Origin of the sequence: Kribbella sp. NPDC000426 (assembly GCF_040300265.1) — a bacterium.
Taxonomy (GTDB): domain Bacteria; phylum Actinomycetota; class Actinomycetes; order Propionibacteriales; family Kribbellaceae; genus Kribbella.
The window spans coordinates 727,307-745,556 of record NZ_JBEPDK010000002.1 but is presented as its reverse complement, the minus strand read 5'-3'; the positions used below and the strand labels follow the sequence as shown (position 1 = coordinate 745,556).

Here is an 18,250-nt window from a genome sequence, read left to right as displayed (position 1 = left end):
GCGTGGCTCGTCGACAACCCGGAAGATCAGGCCTACGACGGTACGAGGATCGCTGGTCAGACCACGGCGTCGCGATGTCATCTGCCGTCCGTCTCAGTAGGTCCACTCGCAGGCTGCATACCGGCGGCCAATGCTGCGACGACACTGGCAAGTACCTCGTCGGCCGCTCCCAACGCCTGTCGTGTGGCTTCTCGCTGCGCCGCCAGCAATCGCAGCATCTCAGCGATTCCAGTGTGCCTTCCATACTCCGGCCAACTGACGGTGATGTCACGGATGTCCGCGTAGCTCAGCGCGACCGCTCCGGACGTCGGGTTTCCAGTCAGCAGAGCAGCCAGAACCAGAGCGCTGTCCAAGGAACCCGCACGGAGCCGAAACCGCTGGAGCGGGGAGCTGACTATCGCTCCTCCGGTCAAGTCGACGCCTGCACGAACCTGCTCACGGTCCGCGAAGACAAGAACGTCACCTGGGCGCGTGAGAGCCGCGTCCTGCTCCAGATCTCGTGGATCGACCAACGTCGACGCCTTGATGCTCCAGTCCGGTCGCAGATCCCGTGCCCTCAGCAGCGGAGCCGAACCACGACCCAAGATGTCCGGAGGCACCCGAACACCACGCACGACATCCACGAGATCGCGAACCAGGACGGAGTCGGATGCGCCGACCTCGAGCTGATCTATGTTCGTCACGGTCGGCAGTCGTTCGGAGGTGCCACGCAACCGTTCGGTGGCGGCGCGGATCCGAGAGACATGCTCATCTGGGGTTGCTGCATTGGCCAGCCAGAAACCGGGGTCCAACCTCGCGTCGCTTCGCCTCAGTTCGTCCATCGGCACGACGACAGCCTTCAGGTTGCTTGCCTCAGGCAACGCAGCGCCGGTGGTCCAAGCACGGTAGCAATCGGCGACCGACTGGATATCGGATGCCCCCAGCTCGCGTTGCGAACGATTCTGGGAGCCAAGTGCCCGCCCATCGATGAGGAGCACTTTCGATCTGTCCGGCGTCACGGTCGGACGGCGAAGAACCCACAGCGCCACCGGGAGGCCGGTACCGGACAACAGACCGGGAGGAAGGGCGATCACCGCTTCGACAGAGCCTGCGCTAACGAGCCGTCGACGCGTGGCGGCATCTCGACCGCCGCGGAACAGCAGTCCCATTGGCGACAGATGGAAGGCCCGGCCGCTGGGATTCAGGTGATGGATGGATCGGTCAATCCACTCCCACTCGCCCGCCGCACGTCCGAACGGCGGGTCAGCGAAGACTCGGTCGGCGTGCATGCTCTCAACGACGGAATCCGCGTCGGTTTGGTTGATACGTCCTCTGGCGTTGTGGATCAGCAGCCGCACAGCAGTGATCACCCAGGCGGTCGGATCGATGTCATCCCCCGCCAGAAAGCACTGGCCGTCATCCGGACGCTGCTGGGCGAGACCGACGAGCACATTGCCCCATCCGCATGCCGGGTCGTACATCAGCCCAGTGATCGGCTCAGCCAGCGCCGCCATGAGTTGCGCGATACCCATCGGCGTGACAGCCGTGCCACCAGCCTTCCCCTGGCGCTCTGACGCCTCCGCAACAAGGGCTTCACAAACCTCGACAGTGCCGTACTCCCGCACCAGTCTCGGAATCTCCGCGACAACAGGACCTGCCTCGACCAGGTCGACAGGGTCGAACACGAGTGGCGCGCCGACGAGATGTTCGCCGACGACCCGTGCAGCCGATGTCACCATCTCGGTCGGCTCATCACGCCGGGCGATCTCGGGAACGAGTCGATTGCTGCGATCCACCCAGCCATTGAGAACGTACATGCCAAGCACCCAAAGGCAGACCTCGACCGAGCGCGTCACCGTAGTGCGACCACGGACCACGTTCAGAACCCGCCAGACCTCCTGGCGAGCCGTTGGCTGCTCGCGAACCTTCCCATGTCGGCTCAACCAACCTTCGATGTCGACCAGACGAAACAGGCTGACCGCACCGGTCTCTCTAACCGGAGGCGGAAAGTCCCGATGGCGCTTGCGCCAGTTGCTGACCGCCGGGCGGGTAACCCGCGCGAGCTGCGCGACGTCAGCCAGGCTGACCAGCTGCTCGTTGTCGTCGGTGAGAGACACAGGGAAAGCATCTTGTGAACCCCCATCACATGTCAAGCGTGAAGGGGGTTAACAAGATGTTGAGCCCATCTAACAACCTGGCCAGCTGGTGGTCGAGCCTGTCGGCAGCGCTCGGGAGCGAACACCGGCATCTTCTATCGGCTGTGGTGAGCTTCTTCCCCGAAGCTCTGGGTGCCGATCACTCGGAGGAGGTCCAGTTTCTCGCGGGCGTCGGTGCCTTCGATGGGGAGGAAGGCGCGAACGCGGAGGTCGGCGGCCGGGGTGAAGAGGGTTTCGCAGGTCAGGTCCAGGTTGCCGACCTCGGCGTTCACGAAGCGTTTGCGGGGCAGGTGTACGGCGACGTCGTGGTGGGACCACAGCGTGCGGAACTCCTCGCTCTGCTCGATGAGGGCGTCGACCAGGTCGGTGACGTCACGGTCCCCCATCCGGCGGGAGTACGTCGCACGCAGGTCGGCCACATGGAACGCCGAGTGGGCGTCCCAATCCTCCGCGGGGAAGATCTGCCGGATCTCCGGATCGGTGAACCAGAGCCAGGTCAGGTTCTGCCCCACTCGGGGACTGACGACGACGTCCGCGAGCGCGTTCTGCCAGAGGACCTCGTCGAGATCCGTGCAGATCACGACCGGGATATCCTTCAGCCGGCTGACCAGCGCGAGCAGGCCGGGCGGGATGTGGCGGCCGGCTCGGCGCAGTGGCGGCGTGAAGCCGGCCAGGTGGTACAGGTGGTCGCGCTCGATCAGGTCACAGCGGAGGGCACGGGCCAGGCCGGCGATGATCGGCTCGGACGGGTTCGCCCCGCGGGACTGCTCCAGCCGCGAGTAGTAGTCCGTCGACATGCCGGCGAGCTGGGCAACCTCCTCGCGGCGCAATCCCGGCGTACGGCGGCGGGCGCCGTCGGGAAGACCTACGTCGGCCGGGTGCAGCACCTCCCGGCGCCGGCGGAGGAAGTCGGCCAGGCCGTCACGATCGATCACGCTCTCCATCATCCGCGACGTCCCAAGGCCTATCCAGGGACAACCTGTCCGTGGATGAGGTGGGCCTTCTCCGGGCCGGTTGCCGCGGCCAAGGTGGAAGCAACCCCAAGGAGGATCAAGAATGCACTACCGCACGCTCGGCCGGACCGGTATCAAGGTCAGCCCCTACGCCCTCGGCGCGATGATGTTCGGTGCCGTCGGCAACAACGATCGCGACGAGTCGCTCCGGATGATCGACAAGGCCCTCGACGCCGGGATCAACTTCGTCGACACCGCGGACTTCTACTCCCACGGCGAGTCCGAGGAGATCGTCGGCGCAGCGCTCAAGGGCCGCCGCGAGCACGTCGTACTCGCCACCAAATCGCACCTGCCGATGGGCGACGACCCGAACCAGCGCGGCAACTCGCGGCGCTGGATCATCACCGCCGTCGAGAACTCGCTGCGCCGGCTGCAGACCGACTACATCGACGTGTTCCAGATGCACCGGCCCGATCCGGACACCGATATCGAGGAGACCCTGTCCGCGCTAACGGATCTGATCCGGAGCGGGAAGGTCCGCGCCGTCGGCTCGTCGGCGACACCCGCCAGCGAGATCGTCGAGGCGCAATGGGTCGCGGAGCGCCGCGGCCTGGAGCGGTTCCGTACCGAGCAGCCGCCGTACTCGATCCTCAATCGCGGGATCGAGCGCGAGGTGCTGCCGATGGTGCAGAAGTACGGCATGGGTGCGCTGGTCTGGAGCCCGCTCGCCCAGGGTCAGCTGACCGGGCGGGCGCCTGCCGATCTCCGGCGTACGGCGATCTTCAAGCACATGACCGACGAGCGGCGGCTCGAGGTCGTGGAGCAGCTGGTCCCGGTCGCCGACGCGGCCGGGCTCAAGCTGACCCATCTGGCCATGGCCTTCGCCATCGCACACCCGGGCGTCACGTCGGCGATCATCGGCCCGCGGACCATGGCACACCTCGACGACGCCCTGGCCGGGATGGACGTCACCCTCGATGACGCCATCCTCGACCAGATCGACAAGATCGTCCCGCCCGGCACCGATGTCGGCCGGCTCGACATGGACTACGACACCCCGGCCGTCCTCGACGCGTCGCTGCGCCGGCGGACGATCAACGACCGGGCAGCTGCCTAGTTGTAAGTGGCCGTCACGTGGTAGACGCGACCGCCCCAGCCGTCGTCGGGGAAGGAGTCCGACACCCGCACGTACCCGGCCTTGTCCGCGCCGAGGTACGGCGTGAGGTCGAACGTGCGGGCTGCCTTGTTGTTCCCGTCGTGCTCCTGGTTGGTCTCGGTCGCGACCGTGGTCCAGGTCTGCCCGTCGCCGCTGACCTGGACGACGAACTCGTTGTCGATCGTCAGCGTCGCGGACGCGCTGGTGGTGTCGGCCGGGAACGGGAAACGGTAGACGAAGTACGAATGCCCGTCGGCGAACCGGTTCTGTACGCCGTTGCTCTGCGAACCGTCCGCGTCGAACAACCACGGGGTCTCGGCCGCCGTACCGGTGTCGAAATCGACGTTGTGCGCGACCAGGATGTCCGACCGCGTACTGAACGACAGCGACCCGGACGACGCGGTCGCGGTGACCGAGTGGAGGCCGTCCGCGGTGCCGGCCGGGATCGTCACATCGAGCGGAACCGACGCCTGCACAGGTGAAGCGATGCCGTGCGGGCGAAGCGTGACAGTGGTCTTCGCGGGGGTCACCGTCCACCCGGCCGGGGCGGCCGGCCGTACGACGACCTGGAGCGGAGTCGGGCCGGTCGCCTGGACATCGACCTGAACCTTCACGTGCGTCGCACTGCCGGTCGCGGGCATCACCACGGGCAGCGCCGGGTTGGTTGTCGCCGACAACGATCGCGCCGGCGGGACGGTGGGCACGGCAGCGATCAGGGCGCTCAGCGCACTGGCTTGAGTACGCCAGTCGAAGACGTTCGGCTCGGCGCCGGACCACCGCTCCCCCAGCCGGTCCGATGCGTCGCGATCGTTGTCCCAGACCCCGGCGGCCTGCTGCGCGACGAACGCCGTGTAGCGCGGGTCGCGCGTGGTGTCGGCGAGGTCCATCCAGTAGCGCATGAAGATGCCCTTGAACTGCTTGCCGTTGTCGTCACACGTGCGGCCCGGCGCATCGCAGTACTCCGTCAGGACGCCGTCGGTCACGAGTCCGCCCGGAGCGATCGCCGCGTCCGCGAGCCGCCGTACCGTCGGGAGGATCTTGGCGTCGTGGGTCGCCCGGTAGAGCTCGAGACCCGCACCGATCGCGAGGCCCTGGTTGTAGCTCCAGACCGTGTCGCCGTTGCTCGTGCAGTCGTCCCGCAGGCCGTCGTTGACCAGGCCGGCGGAGTTGATCATGCCGCTCGCGGTGAACCAGTTCCAGCCCTCCTGCGCGCGGCCGAGCCAGCGTTTGTCGTGCGGCATCCGGTTGTGCAGCTCCGCGGTGAGGCGGATCCAGAGGCCGTTGGTGACCGCGTTCTTGTACGTGCGTTCGCCGTTCCACCAGACTCCGCCGCCGCACGAGCTCGGGTCCCAGTACCCCTCGACGTACTCCGCGATCTTGACCGCCATGTCGAGGTATTTCGGGTTCTTCGTCAGGTCGTACGCCTGGACCCAGGTCAGACCCCACCACTCGGAGTCGTCGATCGCGCGGCTGGTGAAGTTGCCCAGCAGCTCGTCGCCGGACAGGTACCCGGCCGGGAACGCTCCCTTGTCCTTCTCGAACGTGTTGTCCAGCTGCGCCAGGTAGCGGCGGTCGCCGGTGCGTTGCATGTAGTCGCCGATGGTCTGCAGCGCGACCGCGGAATTCCACCAGCTGGAGGGGAACCACGCCTTGTTCGGCTCGTAGGAGCTCATCAGCTCGTCGGCCGCGACCCGGGCCCGCGCGGTGGCGGTCGGGCCGTCGGCCCCTGGGTTCGCGGTGGCGGCGGGCGGCGCCACCAGCGCCGCGGCCACCAGGGCCGCGCCGGCCAGCATGGCGCTCAGAATTCGGGCAGGACGATTCATCAACATCTCCTCGGGCGGTTGGAAACGTTTCACCGAGCTTCCGAGGAGACATCGTCGTCGTACCAGACAACGATGTCAATGGCCCAGGATCGTGCCGATCTCATCCAGTTGCGCCGGGGTCAGCGGACCGTGCTGCAGCGCGCCGGCGTTCTCCTCGACCTGCGCGACCGTCTTGAAGCCCGGGATCGGGACGAACGCCTCGCTGCGCGCCCACAGCCAGCCGAGCGCACCCTGCGCGAGCGTCCGGCCGTCGGAGGTGAGGATGTCGCGGATCGCGTCGAGACGGCGCAGCGACTCGGCCTGATCGCCGGTGCGGAAGTTCCAGCCGTGCCGTACGTCGTCATCCGGCAGACTGCTGTCCTGGTCGAACTTCCCGGTCAGCAGGCCCATCCCGAGCGGGCCGCGGACGATGCTCGCGAGGCACTTGTCCTCGCACAACGCCAGGACGTCGGCGTTCCCGCCGAACACGTTGAAGTGTTGCTGGATCGCCTTGCAGTGCGGGCTTTTCGCGAACCGCGCGGCCCGCTCCGGGTCGTCCGTGCTCCACCCGATCGCCCGAACCTTGCCCGCGGCAACCAGCTCCTCGAAGACCGCGAGGACGTCGTCCGCCTTGGCCAGGTCGTACCCGCCGAGGTGGAACTGGTACAGGTCGATCCGGTCCGTACCGAGCCGCCGGAGCGACTCGTCGCAGGCCCATCGGATGTAGTCGGGGTCGCCGTTCTCACCCGGCGCCTCGCGGGTCTCCTCGACGTAGGTGTAACCGGCCTTGGAGGCGATCACGATGTCGTCCCGGACACCACCGAGCGCGTCCGCGATCAGCTTCTCGCTGTGCCCGCAGCCGTACACGTCGGCGGTGTCGAAGAACGTCACGCCGAGTTCGTACGCGCGCCGCAGTGCTCGCTTCGACTCGCCGTCGTCGATCACACCCCAACCGACCGGACTCCCCTGCCGGGCATGGGGTCCTCCGATCGCCCAGCACCCCATCCCCAGCCCACTGATCTCCGGTCCACCGACACCGAGCGACCGCCGAATCATCGCAACCTCCGACCAAGAACGGGAACGTTTCCAGCCACCAGATCACGCTCCCGCGCAAGAGTCCAACAGGTGTTGCTCATGAGCTCGACAAGTCGCAGCGATGAGTCAGACGTACAGCGATACCGGTACGCCGGCCGGGGCGTCGCCGTAGGAGTTCACGACCTTGTTGAGCTCGACCTGGAGATATACCGCGCCGAGGCCGAACACCAGCATCAGCAGCATCCCGAGCAACGGGTTGCAGGTCACCGGAAGTCCGGCCGCCCGCTGGCTCTCACCTATGCGCTTGCCCGTGCGGAAGTACGAAACCAGCGGCGCAACCACGGTCCACCCGAGCAACAGCAACACCAGCATCGGCCCGGCAACCGGCACCGCCCGTCGCCGGTCGAACCGCGCCAACTCTCGGTGGATCTTGTAGTACCAAACCAGGTGATAGATGCCCACCGTGACAACCGCCAGCAACCACACCCGAACCGGCCTCCGCAACTTCATCTGCAACCCATGCCCGACCGGCGTACTCGCTCGGCTCGGCAGGACGATGTGCTGTCCCACGCGTGTCCCCCCTACGATCGGGTCACACAGCGCAACCCCGTCGGCCGCTACATCGAGTTCTCGTCACGATGCGTTACAACGGGAGTTGATCAAACTCCGGTTCGGGCTGCGACGTGGCCGTCGGCTACGGCCTTGGCGAAGGTTTCGTGGTCCTGGGTGTTCTGGGCGGCGTAGGTCTCGGCGAACTCGGTGACGGCCCGGTCGAACTGTTCGGACTTACCCAGGTATGCGGCGAGGGCGAAGCGGTCGCCGGAGCGGGCGTGGGCGAGGGTCCAGCCGCAGAGGCGGGCGTACACGGTCATCGCGTCCGGGGTCATGGTCTCGATGTCGGCAGACATCTTCCAGTCGCGGAGCTGGCGGACGTAGTAGTCCTGCTCGCCGTCGGCCGTGTCGGCGCGCAGCCAGCCGAGGAAGATGTCGCTGGTCGCCTGCATCATGCGCTGGCCGAGGACCACCCGCTCGCCCTCGTTCACCTGTGCCGGCGATCCGGCGTACGACGCCAGCGCGGACGGACCGGCCTGTTTCGCCTGCAGGACCAGGGCCTCGTCGGCGATCGTGGACTCCAGCAGCATGATCCACGCGCGGGTGCCGACGCTGCCGACGCCGACGACCTTGTGCGCGATGTCGGTGAGCCGGAAATGATCCAGCAGATGACGGCGGTCCTGCTGGAGCGTGCCGCGGTAGCCGGTCATCAGCTCCTGCAGCCGGGCGATCACCATCGGGCCGTCGATGTCGACCAGGTCGTCGACCGGCATCACCAGCGGCGGGTTCGACACGATCCGCCGGCGCCCGTCGACGGTCGTCGTCAGCTTGCCGATCGCCTGCATGCTGTCGCGGGTGTAGGCCTTCTCGAGCTGCCCGCGGGCCGCCTTCAGCCCCTTCCGCTGACCCGACGGCAACGACGCCTTGTACTGCGCGATCACATCCTGGATGTCCAGCCGTGCGTACCAGACGGCGAGAATCGGCTGCTCGGCGAACTCGCGCATCGTCTCGCGATAGGTGCGGACGACGGTACGCACGACCTTGCGGCACTTCTTCGCGTCGAACCCGTTGTCCTGCCCCGCCACCACGAAGCTCGTCGCGAGCCGCTTCACGTCCCACTCGAACGACCCCGGCAGCGTCTCGTCGAAGTCGTTCACGTCGAACACCAGACGCCGATCGGACGACGCGTACGCACCGAAGTTCGACAGGTGCGCGTCCCCGCACAACTGCGCCTCCAGCCCGGTTGTCGGCGTCTCCGCGAGGTCGGCAGCCATCACCAGCGCGGCGCCGCGGTAGAACGTGAACGGCGAGACGAGCATCCGGCCGTGCCGGATCGGCATCAGCTCGGAGACCCGTCCCTCGGCCTGGCTGAGCAGCAACCCGACCGGATCACGGGTGGCACTCAGCCGGACGTCGGCATGCGACTCGAGCGGTACGTCGTTCCGGACCGCCTTCCCCCGCGCCGCCCGTTCCTTCGCACTCAGTGGCTCGTCCCGTGGCTCGTCCATCTCTCCAGAGTCGCCCCGGCACGGCCATCTTGACCAGCAAGACATTCTAAGTCTACTAATCGAGTGAACTTAAACTGATTTCCATGACTTTCCTCTGGTACATCCCGAACCAGGTCGACCCCGGTCACCGCGGCGACGACACCGTCCAGGGACACAACAGCATCGAGCGTCTGACCGAGCTGGCCCGGCTGACCGAGGACCACGGCTGGTCCGGCGCGCTGCTCGGCACCGGGTGGGGCCGGCCGGACACGTTCACCGTCGCGACCGCACTCGCCGCGCGGACCACGACGTTCCAGCCGCTGGCCGCGATCCGGCCCGGTTACTGGCATCCGGCGCACTTCGCGTCCGCGGCGAGCACGCTCGACCAGCTCAGCGGCGGACGGTTGCTGATCAACATCGTCTCCGGCCAGGACAACCTCGCGGCGTACGGCGACAGCGAGGGCGACCAGCCGCAGCGGTACGCCCGGACGAAGGAGTTCCTCCAACTGGTACGGCGATTGTGGACCGAGGAGGATGTGACGTTCACGGGCGAGTACTTCTCGGTCACCGGGTCGACCGTCGCGACGCGGCCCGTCGTACGGGAAGGCCGGTTGCATCCGCGGCTGTACTTCGGTGGCGCGTCGGACGCGGCGCAGCGGGTGGCGGCGACGGATGCCGACGTACAGCTCTTCTGGGGCGAGCCGCTGGACGGGATCGCGGAGCGGATTGCGCATCTGCGGGAACTGGAGGGCGAGCTGGGTCGTGAGCATGCGCCGCTGGAGTTCGGGTTGCGGATCACGACACTCGTACGGGACACGACGGATCAGGCCTGGGCGGACGCCGAGGCGAAGGTCGCGAAGATGGCTGAGGCACAGGGCAACCGCGACCGCCGCTGGTTCAAGGCCGTCGGCCAGCAACGCCTCCTCGATCTGGCCGAACGCGGCGAGGTTCTCGACGACAACCTCTACACCGCGCCCGGCAAGTACGGCGGAGGCGGCGCCGGCACCACCTGGCTCGTCGGCTCCCCCGACGATGTCGCCAAGTCCCTGCGCCGGTACCGCGATCTCGGCATCACCCACTTCATCCTGTCCGACACGCCGTACCGCGAAGAAACCGTCCGCATCGGCGACCAACTCCTTCCCCTCCTGGGCTGATGACCTGACAGGATGCTTCTCACCGCTTGACGTTGGATGCCGAGTGTGATCGGTTGATTACCGAGCGCCAGCGTTGGGTATGTGGCGCTGTGAGGCACGTGAGGAGTATCGATGGTCAATTATCTGCCCCGGTCTGCCTGGAACGCGCGGCCGCCGAAGGACGGGCCGGGGAACCTCACCGTGTCCCGGGTCGAGGGCGCGGTCATCCACTGGCCGGGCACCGGATCGACGAAGGTCATCCACACCCAGGCGGCGGTCGCGTCCGCGTTGCGCGGGTGGCAGGACTACCACATGGACACCCGCGGCTGGTCCGATATCGCGTACCAGGTCGCGGTCGACCAGTCCGGCCGGGCGTGGACGTTGCGCGGTCTGCGGACCCAGTCCGGCGCGAACGGCGACAACGACGTGAACGAACGGTACGGCGCGATCCTGCTGGTGCTCGTCACCGGCGAGCAGCCGTCGGCCGCGATGAAGGCGACCACCCGCGCGGTGATCGCCGACTTCCGCAAGCTCTACCCCCGCGGTACGGCGATCCGGCCGCACTCCGCGGTCCGTCCGGAGCCGACAGACTGCCCCGGCGATCCAGCCCGTGCCGCGATCGCCCGCGGCGATTTCACCCCTGGCCATTCGGAGGACGACGACATGACCCCTGCCCAGATGCAGGAACTGAAGAACTTCATCGAGGCCCGTTCGCAGGCCTACGCCCTCTGGGTGCACAAGCAGCTGCGCCGCGACCTCACCGCGGTAGTGAAGGCGTACGCCCTCGACATCAAGAACTATGAACGCCAGACCGACGCCGCCGACGCCGCCCGCGCCGCCGCCGCTGTCTGGGCCACCGCACCCAAGAGCCTGCAGGTGGACGGCGATCCGGCGCAGGAGCCGGTCAGCCCGGACCCCACCACCGACCCCGAGCCGAGCCTGCCGGATCTGGACCCGTTCCCGAAGGTCGACGAGAAGGCCTAGCGCGACGCACCAGGCCCCGCCGGCAGTTGTCGGCGGGGCCTGTTTAGGTAGTGCAGTGGATCTTGAGACGCTCTCCGAGCGGTTGGAGAAGATTTCCGTCGGATACGGCGAACGCCTCGGCTTCGAGCGGGATCCCGACTGGTTCCTGCTCAAGCTGCAGGAGGAGGTCGGCGAACTTACCCAGGCCTACCTCCAACACACGCGTCGAGCCCGGTCCAAGGGCGCGACGCCGGACGTCATTCGCGACGCTTTCCACCAGGAGTTCGCCGACGTGCTGTGCCAGCTACTACTCTTCGCGCGTCAGCACGATGTCGATCTGCCGGCCGAGATCGAGCGGAAGTGGCTGGTCTACGAGGCCTGACGCGGCGCGCGGGCGTTCAGCACCAGGGCGGCGGTCAGCCCGAGCGTGACCACCGCGTCAGCTGCCAGGCTGACCCCGATCGGGGCCTGGAAGAACGTGTCCAGCGCGATGACGACGGCGTACCCGATAGGCCAGGTCAGGGTGCCGATCAGCTTCCACAGCACGGTCCAGCGGTTCGACGACCAGAGCATCCCGAGGCCCATCGCCCAGCCGATCAAGGCCACGATCACACTGAAAGACAGCAGGTACGGCGCGACCAGCAGCAGCCCGACCGCGATGAAGTCCCACGGACGCAGCCGCGGCGGCACCTCGACCCGCACCAGGCCCTCGGTGGCGGCGCCGACGATCTCGCTCGGCCGACCGAGCCGCTGGAGGACCTCGCGGATCTCGTCCGCGGACGTGGCACCGGCCGCACGCGCTTCGGCGATGTGCGCCTTCACGTCGTCGAGCAACTCGTCGCGGCGGCCGGTCGGCAGCTCCGCGGCCTCGGCGGCCAGCTCGCTCAGGTACGCATCGACCACGCGGTCGCTGTCCAGTTCCATGTTCATCCCCGTCTCCCACTCTGCAAGATCTTGTCGACCGAGGCGCAGAACCGCTGCCAGTCCGCGGTGAACGCGGCCAGCGCCTGGCTGCCCTCGGGTGTCGAGGTGTAGTACCGCCGCGGCGGACCTGATTCGGACTCCTGCCAGCTCGTCTCGACCAGGCCTTCACGGCGCAGCCGGGCCAGCAGCGGGTAGATCGTGCCTTCGGTCGTGACCAGTCCGTCGACTTCACCCAGCGCCTTGACCAACTCGAAACCGTATCGGGGCTCTCCCTGCAACAGCGCCAGGACGCAGAACTCCAGCGTCCCGCGGCGCAGCTGCGTGAAGACCTTCTCGGCTACCATGCGAGACAGGCTACCATGCGAGACCAGGTACCTGTCCACACCAAAGCGCCCGGTGTCGGATCAGGGAATCAGTCGGTCTTCGGGCGGACCGAGAACATCACGGTCAGGACGAAGGCCGGGATGGCCACGACCCACAGCGGCGGCAGGTTGAGCAGCACCGGCGCCAGGCACAGGATCAGCAGGTCGAATCCGCGGGCCGGCTGGGAGAACAGTCCGGGCGGGATCGCCCCCATCGGCGAGGCGACCAGCGGACCGGCGTACGTCGGGGGCCGCGCGGACGCCTGCCGCACCGCGCCGGAGATCACGCCGCCCGCGACCGCGAACGTCGCCGAGAGACTGCCGATCGCCGGGAACGCGAGCCCTGCCCAGAGCACCGCGAACAGCCCCGGCACGATCGCCATCACCACGCGCAACTCGCGCAGATCCATCCCCATCGCACGGACCAGGCCGGTCGAGCGGCAGACCGTCCGCAGCCCGTCGAGCATCGGCCGTACGGCGACGAACCCGGCGAACGCAGCCGCGATCGGAACGAGTACGTCGAACCCGGCACCCGCGACGGCGTACGGCACGACGAGCAACGCGCCCGCAATGACGAGGCGCCGCGGCCAGCGCAGGATCCGCCAGAACTCGCGCTGCACGATCGCCCCGCCGCGCGAACCCATCCCGCGCCGCGACCGCATCCGCCCCTTCAGCCGCCAGTGCCGCCCGGAGATCACGTCACCGAGCATGCTGATGTCCAGACTGCTTGCCGCGCCCGCGAGACCGGCCAGCAACTCACCACCTGCGATCACGCTCGACCGCCCGAGCCGGTCGAGCGTCCGCGAGGTGATCGTCGTCAGGCCGAGGCAGAGCACGACGACGACCGCGCAGACCACCAGCAGATGCAGCCGAACCGTGTCGAAGACGGATGCCTGCTCGATATCCGCAAACGTCAGGACGACGTTCGCCGTCTGCACATTCCGCGTCGGTTCGTGCCGGAACGCGAGGATCGCGGCGGGTACGAGGGCAGCGATCAGCAGCAGGTCGGCCACCCGAAGCGTCCACCGGGAGCGCCGGCTCGACTGTTGGGCCCAGACCGTGCCGATCGCTGCACACACCAGCAGCGCGCTGATCAGAATCGCCGCCTCCAGCACGACGCCGAAGTGCGACCCGATCAACGCCCAAATGATCGCCGCCGCGACCAGTCCGGCGATGGCAACCGTAGCCGTCACGAGGCGGTACGCCGGGCGCAGCAGCGCGGCCCGGTTGACCGGAGTGGCGAGCAACCAGAACCCACTGGCCCGCGACGCCGACACCGGTCCGACCGCCAGCAGCATCCGGATGGTGATTGCCAACAGCAACGGCACCATGATCCACGGCATCCACTCGGCCAGCTGGCCGCAGGTGTACGACGTACAGCCGGCCGCGTTCGAGTTCAGGTGCCGGACGACGTTGCCGGCTGTCGCGCCGACCATTGCCAGCGTGAACAGGACCAGGTAGACGTCCTCGAAGATCTGCCAGAACGACCGGTCCGCGTGCCGTCGCCGGGTCGTGCGCATCCACTGCCGCAACGAGCGCGACGTCGGGATCGCCCCGAAGTCGTTGGGATCGAAGACAACAGGTCCGTCGGTCATGGCAGCGGAGTCAGCGTGACGACGGAATCGGCGACCGACTCGACCAGCGCGGGATCGTGGCTCGCGAACAGGATCGACGTGCCGGACTTCTTCTCCTCGATCAGCCGGTTCGACAGCCACTGCACGCCGTCGGTGTCCAGCCGGGCCTCCGGCTCGTCGAGCACCATCAATTTGCGCGGCCGGACCAGAGCCGTCGCCAGTGCGAGGCGGCGACGCTGACCCGACGAGAGCGAGCCGGGGAGCTGGTCGGCGGCCGGCAGCAGGCCGATGTCGTCGAGCGTGGTGTCGACGAGATCCTCCGGCGACGCGTTGCCGTGCGCGCGGGCGAGCAGGTCGAGATGCTCGGCAGCGGTCAGGTCCGGGAAGAAGTCCAGGTCGTCGAGCAGCGTCGCGACATCCCGGCGAACGACCTCGACCCGCTCGTCGATCGGCACACCGTCGAGCAGGATCTTCCCGGCGGCCGGCTCGGCCGACCCGACGATGCACTTCAGCACGGTCGTCTTGCCGGCGCCGTTCGGCCCGACCAGCGCGATCGCCTGGCCCGCGGCCAGTGTGAAGGTCAGGCCCTCGATCACCGGCCGGTCGCCGTACTTGTGCTGCAGCCCCTGGACCGCGAGCCGAGGCACGGGCTTGCTCCCTGACCTGCTCCCCGACTTGCTCACCTCTTGCGGACCAAAGTCAGCCCGTCGCCGATGCCGAGCATGACCACGTCGACCCGGTCGTCGTTCGCGACGTGCGCGTTGAACTCCTTGCGGTCGGCCGGGCCGTCGGCCTCGATCACCCGTCCGCCGGCCAGCGTGTTGTCGAACAGCATCAGCCCGTTCTGGCGGATCAGCGGCAGGACGGTCTCGAAGTACTTGATGTACCAGTCCTTGTCGGCGTCGACGAACGCCAGGTCGAACTCGCCGTCGAGCTTCGCCGCGGAGTCGTGCGCGTCGCCGATCCGGAGGTCGATCTTGTCCGCGACGCCGGCCCGCTCCCAGTACTTGCGGCCGATCGAGGTCCACTCGTCGCTGACGTCCAGGCAGATCAGCTCGCCGTCGTCCGGCAGCCCGCGGGAGATCGCCAGCGCGGAGAAGCCGGTGAAGGTGCCGATCTCGACCGCCCGGCGGGCGCCGATCAGCCGGGTCAGCGTGGTCAGCAGGCCGGCCTGGTCGGCGGTGGTCAGCATCCCCGCGGGGTTGCCGAGCTTCTCGGTCTCGGCCCGCAGCTCGGTCGCGATCTCGTCCAGCGGCATGCCGTGGGCGACCATGTAGTCGTGCAGTTGTTCGGTCACCGGTACCTGATGGCCCATGAATTCCCGCCCTCCGTGTATTTGTTCGGTCGCCTGTAGTCTCTATTGGCCGTCTGCTGGCCGTACACCGACCCCAGCTCTACCGACTCCGAGGGAGCATCACCCATGCGCATCGCCGTCGCCGGTTCGATCGCGACCGACATCCTGATGACGTTCCCGGGCAAGTTCAAGGACCAGTTCCTCGAGGAGCAGATGCACAAGGTCTCCTTGTCGTTCCTGGTCGACGAACTGGTCGTGCACCGCGGCGGTGTCGGCGCGAACATCTGCTACGGCATGGCCCAGCTCGGGTTCGGGTCGGTGCTGGTCGGGTCGGTCGGCGCCGACTTCGCCGAGTACGGCGCGGCGCTGACCGCGGCCGGCGTGGACGTGTCGCATGTCCGCGTCTGCGAGAACGTACACACCGCGCGGTTCACCTGTACGACGGACCAGGAGGCGAACCAGATCGCCTCGTTCTACACCGGCGCGATGGCCGAGGCGCGGGAGCTCGACCTGGGCGCGATCCATCAGGCCACCGGCGGCGTCGACCTGGTGCTGATCGGCGCCGACGACCCGGACGCGATGCTCAAGCACACCGAGCTGGCCAAGCAGCACGGGATCGCCGTCGCGGCGGACCCGTCGCAGCAGCTGGCACGGATGGAGGGTACGGATATCCGGCGGCTGATCGACGGCGCGGCGTACCTGTTCAGCAACGAGTACGAGGCCGGCCTGATGATGCAGAAGACCGGCTGGAGCCACAACGAGATCCTCGAGCGGGTCGGCGTCCGCGTCACCACGCGCGGCGGCGACGGCGTGGTGATCGAGGACACGACCGGCGTACTGGCGAAGGTCCCGGCGGTGCCCGCTCCGGGCCTGGTCGACCCGACCGGCGGCGGCGACGCGTTCCGCGCCGGCTACCTCACCGGTCGCGCCTCCGGGCTCGACCACGAAGCAGCCGCCCACCTCGGCTGCACGCTCGCCACCACGGTCCTGGAAACGGTCGGCACGCAGGAGTACGTGCTCGACCACGACGCGTTCCTGGACCGCCTCACCACCGCGTACGGCGCCGACGCCGCCACCACCGCGAAGCAGGCACTCAAGTCGTCGTAAGCGCCTGAAGCCGGGCCAGCCCTCCGGTCTGGGCGAGGAGGGCGAACCGGTCCGGGCAGCCCCAGTGCTCGACGATCTGCCCGTCGACTACGCGGGCCATCTCGAAGAGCGTGATGTCGATCGGCGCGTTGCTCGGCGGACCCAAGAACGAACCGGTCGCGGTCCCCCGCGCCCGTCCACGGGCCCACACGACATCCCCGACGACCGTCGACTCCTCCAGCGAGTACTCGATGTCCGGCATCAGCTCGTGCACCTGCCGGATCGCGGCCTTCACCTGCTCGCGTGCCTGGTCACCCCTCCCGGCCAGGCCGAACTGGTGCTCGATCAGATCCGGTGCACACAGCTCGTCGACGATCGCGTCGTTCCCGGTCGCGAACCCCTCGTGCAGGATCCGCTCCAGTACCTCACGTGGTCCTTCCATGACTCCCCCTCGAAGATACTGCACTAGCAGTGCACTCGATGCAGTGTCACTGCACTGAACACAGTGATAGTGTGCCGACATGCCCGAGGCTGTCAAGTCCTATCGCCAGGTGCAGGCCGAGGAGACCCGCCTGCGGATCGCCCGTGCGGCCCGTGCGCTCTTCGCCGCGCAGGGGTACGGCGCCACGAGCATCGACGCGATCGCCAAGGAGGCCGGCGTCGCGACCCGGACCGTCTACTCGGCCTTCGGCACCAAGCGCGAGATCCTCTCGCTGATCTGCGACCAGTGGCTGAGCGAGGCCGGCGCCCTCGAGCGAGCCGGACAGGTGTTCGCGATCGAGGACCCGGCCGAGCGGCTCCGCGGCGCCGCCGGCTGGCTCACCAACCTGTACTCCGCCGGCTTCGACGTCGTGCTGATCTTCGAGGCCGCGACCGACGAAAGCGCCGAAACAAAGGCGCTGCTGCGGTCGAAGCTTGCCGGACGCAACCAAGTGATGGACGCGATGATCGCCTCACTGGGCGATCAGCTGCGGATCCCGCTCAAGCAGGCGCAGGCCATCTACCGCGCGCTCGCTGCGCCCGGGGTCTATCAGGAGCTGGTCGCCGAGTCCGGCTGGACCCCGAGCGAGTTCGAGACGTTCGTTGCCGACTCACTCCATCGTCAGCTGCTCTGAGACCGGGCCCACAATCCGCGGACGTGGCCGATGTGCCGGCGCATCAGCTGTTCGGCGCCCTCGCCGTCGCCGGCTTCGACCAGGTCCATCAGCTCGTGGTGCTCGGTGGCCGACGGGAGCAGCCGACCGCTCTCGACGAGCGGCGTGAGACCGAGCAGGCGGGTCTGGGAGCGCAGGTCCGACACGACGTCGACGAGCTTCTGGTTCCCGGAGTACGCGAGCAGGGTGACGTGGAAGACCCGGTCCGCCTCGATGTACGCGATCAGGTCGCCCGCCTGAGCCGCGACCACGATGTCCTCGGCCAGCCGGCGCAGCCGCGGGTAGTCCGCGGCCGGAATCGCCGGTACGACGTCCCGGATCGTCGGCGGCTCGATCAGTTGCCGGACCGCGGCCACGTTGTCGAGGTCCTCGTCGGACACCTCGGTGACCCGGAAGCCCTTGTTCCGCAAGGAGATCACCAGCCCCTCGCGGACCAGGTCGAGCATCGCCTCGCGGACCGGTGTCGCGGAGACCCCGAACCGCGCGCCGAGCGTCGGCGCGGAGTACACCTCCCCCGGCTTCAGCTCTCCGGAGATCACCGCCGCCCGGAGCGCGTTGGCAACGCTGTCACGCAGGTTCTCGCGCTGTGCGAGCCGCCGTACGCTCGGCATCGGCTCGGTCGAATCGGCAGCCATCGTTC

19 protein-coding genes are annotated in these 18,250 nt (G+C 68.0%); 6 read left to right on the top strand and 13 right to left on the bottom strand.

The annotated features are described in order from the left end of the window. Nucleotides 1-77: 77 nt before the first annotated feature. Both ABT313_RS11355 and ABT313_RS11350 read right to left on the bottom strand, forming a co-directional pair. Nucleotides 78-2,096 (bottom strand): N-6 DNA methylase, encoded by a 2,019-nt coding sequence (locus tag ABT313_RS11355; protein WP_350851160.1) that lies wholly within the window; start codon nucleotides 2,094-2,096, stop codon nucleotides 78-80. Between the two features lie 134 nt (nucleotides 2,097-2,230). After that, nucleotides 2,231-3,070 (bottom strand): helix-turn-helix transcriptional regulator, encoded by an 840-nt coding sequence (locus tag ABT313_RS11350; RefSeq protein ID WP_350851158.1) that lies wholly within the window; start codon nucleotides 3,068-3,070, stop codon nucleotides 2,231-2,233. 121 nt (nucleotides 3,071-3,191) lie between these two features. On the opposite strand from ABT313_RS11350, the gene ABT313_RS11345 reads away from it, so the two are divergent. Then, the gene (locus tag ABT313_RS11345; protein WP_350851156.1) at nucleotides 3,192-4,205 is read left to right on the top strand and encodes an aldo/keto reductase; all 1,014 of its coding nucleotides are present in this window, start codon (nucleotides 3,192-3,194) and stop codon (nucleotides 4,203-4,205) included. Here the strand turns inward: ABT313_RS11345 and ABT313_RS11340 are convergent. The 4 genes from ABT313_RS11340 to ABT313_RS11325 form a co-directional block, all read right to left on the bottom strand. Continuing rightward, nucleotides 4,202-6,067, bottom strand: coding sequence for a glycoside hydrolase family 76 protein (locus ABT313_RS11340; protein WP_350851154.1), 1,866 nt, complete (start codon nucleotides 6,065-6,067; stop codon nucleotides 4,202-4,204). The genes ABT313_RS11345 and ABT313_RS11340 overlap by 4 nt on opposite strands. Nucleotides 6,068-6,142: 75 nt before the next feature. Next, a complete protein-coding gene (locus ABT313_RS11335) occupies nucleotides 6,143-7,102 on the bottom strand; it encodes an aldo/keto reductase (RefSeq protein WP_350851152.1) in 960 nt (319 codons plus the stop codon). A 105-nt stretch (nucleotides 7,103-7,207) separates the two neighbouring features. Then, nucleotides 7,208-7,651, bottom strand: coding sequence for a DUF4234 domain-containing protein (locus ABT313_RS11330; RefSeq protein ID WP_350851150.1), 444 nt, complete (start codon nucleotides 7,649-7,651; stop codon nucleotides 7,208-7,210). A gap of 89 nt (nucleotides 7,652-7,740) precedes the next feature. After that, the gene (locus ABT313_RS11325) at nucleotides 7,741-9,141 is read right to left on the bottom strand and encodes a DUF2252 domain-containing protein (RefSeq protein WP_350851148.1); all 1,401 of its coding nucleotides are present in this window, start codon (nucleotides 9,139-9,141) and stop codon (nucleotides 7,741-7,743) included. A gap of 83 nt (nucleotides 9,142-9,224) precedes the next feature. On the opposite strand from ABT313_RS11325, the gene ABT313_RS11320 reads away from it, so the two are divergent. From ABT313_RS11320 to ABT313_RS11310, 3 genes are all read left to right on the top strand, one after another. Next, nucleotides 9,225-10,274, top strand: coding sequence for an LLM class flavin-dependent oxidoreductase (locus tag ABT313_RS11320; protein WP_350851146.1), 1,050 nt, complete (start codon nucleotides 9,225-9,227; stop codon nucleotides 10,272-10,274). Nucleotides 10,275-10,385: 111 nt separating this feature from the next. Next, a complete protein-coding gene (locus ABT313_RS11315; RefSeq protein ID WP_350851144.1) occupies nucleotides 10,386-11,237 on the top strand; it encodes a peptidoglycan recognition protein family protein in 852 nt (283 codons plus the stop codon). Between the two features lie 55 nt (nucleotides 11,238-11,292). Further along, the gene (locus ABT313_RS11310; RefSeq protein ID WP_350851142.1) at nucleotides 11,293-11,598 is read left to right on the top strand and encodes a nucleoside triphosphate pyrophosphohydrolase family protein; all 306 of its coding nucleotides are present in this window, start codon (nucleotides 11,293-11,295) and stop codon (nucleotides 11,596-11,598) included. Here the strand turns inward: ABT313_RS11310 and ABT313_RS11305 are convergent. The 5 genes from ABT313_RS11305 to ABT313_RS11285 all read right to left on the bottom strand — a co-directional run bounded on the left by ABT313_RS11305 (nucleotide 11,586) and on the right by ABT313_RS11285 (nucleotide 15,391). After that, the gene (locus ABT313_RS11305; RefSeq protein ID WP_350851141.1) at nucleotides 11,586-12,146 is read right to left on the bottom strand and encodes an HAAS signaling domain-containing protein; all 561 of its coding nucleotides are present in this window, start codon (nucleotides 12,144-12,146) and stop codon (nucleotides 11,586-11,588) included. The genes ABT313_RS11310 and ABT313_RS11305 overlap by 13 nt on opposite strands. Next, nucleotides 12,143-12,484 (bottom strand): PadR family transcriptional regulator, encoded by a 342-nt coding sequence (locus ABT313_RS11300; RefSeq protein WP_350851139.1) that lies wholly within the window; start codon nucleotides 12,482-12,484, stop codon nucleotides 12,143-12,145. Before ABT313_RS11300 ends, ABT313_RS11305 begins: the two co-directional genes overlap by 4 nt. A gap of 68 nt (nucleotides 12,485-12,552) precedes the next feature. Further along, nucleotides 12,553-14,097 (bottom strand): DUF6297 family protein, encoded by a 1,545-nt coding sequence (locus ABT313_RS11295; protein ID WP_350851137.1) that lies wholly within the window; start codon nucleotides 14,095-14,097, stop codon nucleotides 12,553-12,555. Beyond that, nucleotides 14,094-14,723: an ABC transporter ATP-binding protein gene (locus ABT313_RS11290; RefSeq protein WP_350851135.1), complete on the bottom strand. Its 630-nt coding sequence runs from the start codon at nucleotides 14,721-14,723 to the stop codon at nucleotides 14,094-14,096. Before ABT313_RS11290 ends, ABT313_RS11295 begins: the two co-directional genes overlap by 4 nt. Nucleotides 14,724-14,755: 32 nt before the next feature. Then, the gene (locus ABT313_RS11285; RefSeq protein WP_350851133.1) at nucleotides 14,756-15,391 is read right to left on the bottom strand and encodes an O-methyltransferase; all 636 of its coding nucleotides are present in this window, start codon (nucleotides 15,389-15,391) and stop codon (nucleotides 14,756-14,758) included. Nucleotides 15,392-15,496: 105 nt separating this feature from the next. Here ABT313_RS11285 and ABT313_RS11280 point away from each other — a divergent pair, with 105 nt between their 5' ends. Beyond that, a complete protein-coding gene (locus tag ABT313_RS11280; RefSeq protein ID WP_350851131.1) occupies nucleotides 15,497-16,477 on the top strand; it encodes a carbohydrate kinase family protein in 981 nt (326 codons plus the stop codon). Here the strand turns inward: ABT313_RS11280 and ABT313_RS11275 are convergent. Further along, nucleotides 16,464-16,898, bottom strand: coding sequence for an ester cyclase (locus tag ABT313_RS11275; RefSeq protein WP_350851128.1), 435 nt, complete (start codon nucleotides 16,896-16,898; stop codon nucleotides 16,464-16,466). The genes ABT313_RS11280 and ABT313_RS11275 overlap by 14 nt on opposite strands. A gap of 79 nt (nucleotides 16,899-16,977) precedes the next feature. Here ABT313_RS11275 and ABT313_RS11270 point away from each other — a divergent pair, with 79 nt between their 5' ends. Continuing rightward, entirely contained in the window at nucleotides 16,978-17,571 is a 594-nt protein-coding gene (locus tag ABT313_RS11270) for a TetR/AcrR family transcriptional regulator (RefSeq protein ID WP_350851126.1), read from the top strand. Here the strand turns inward: ABT313_RS11270 and ABT313_RS11265 are convergent. Continuing rightward, nucleotides 17,559-18,245: a GntR family transcriptional regulator gene (locus tag ABT313_RS11265; protein ID WP_350851125.1), complete on the bottom strand. Its 687-nt coding sequence runs from the start codon at nucleotides 18,243-18,245 to the stop codon at nucleotides 17,559-17,561. The genes ABT313_RS11270 and ABT313_RS11265 overlap by 13 nt on opposite strands. Nucleotides 18,246-18,250: the final 5 nt, after the last annotated feature.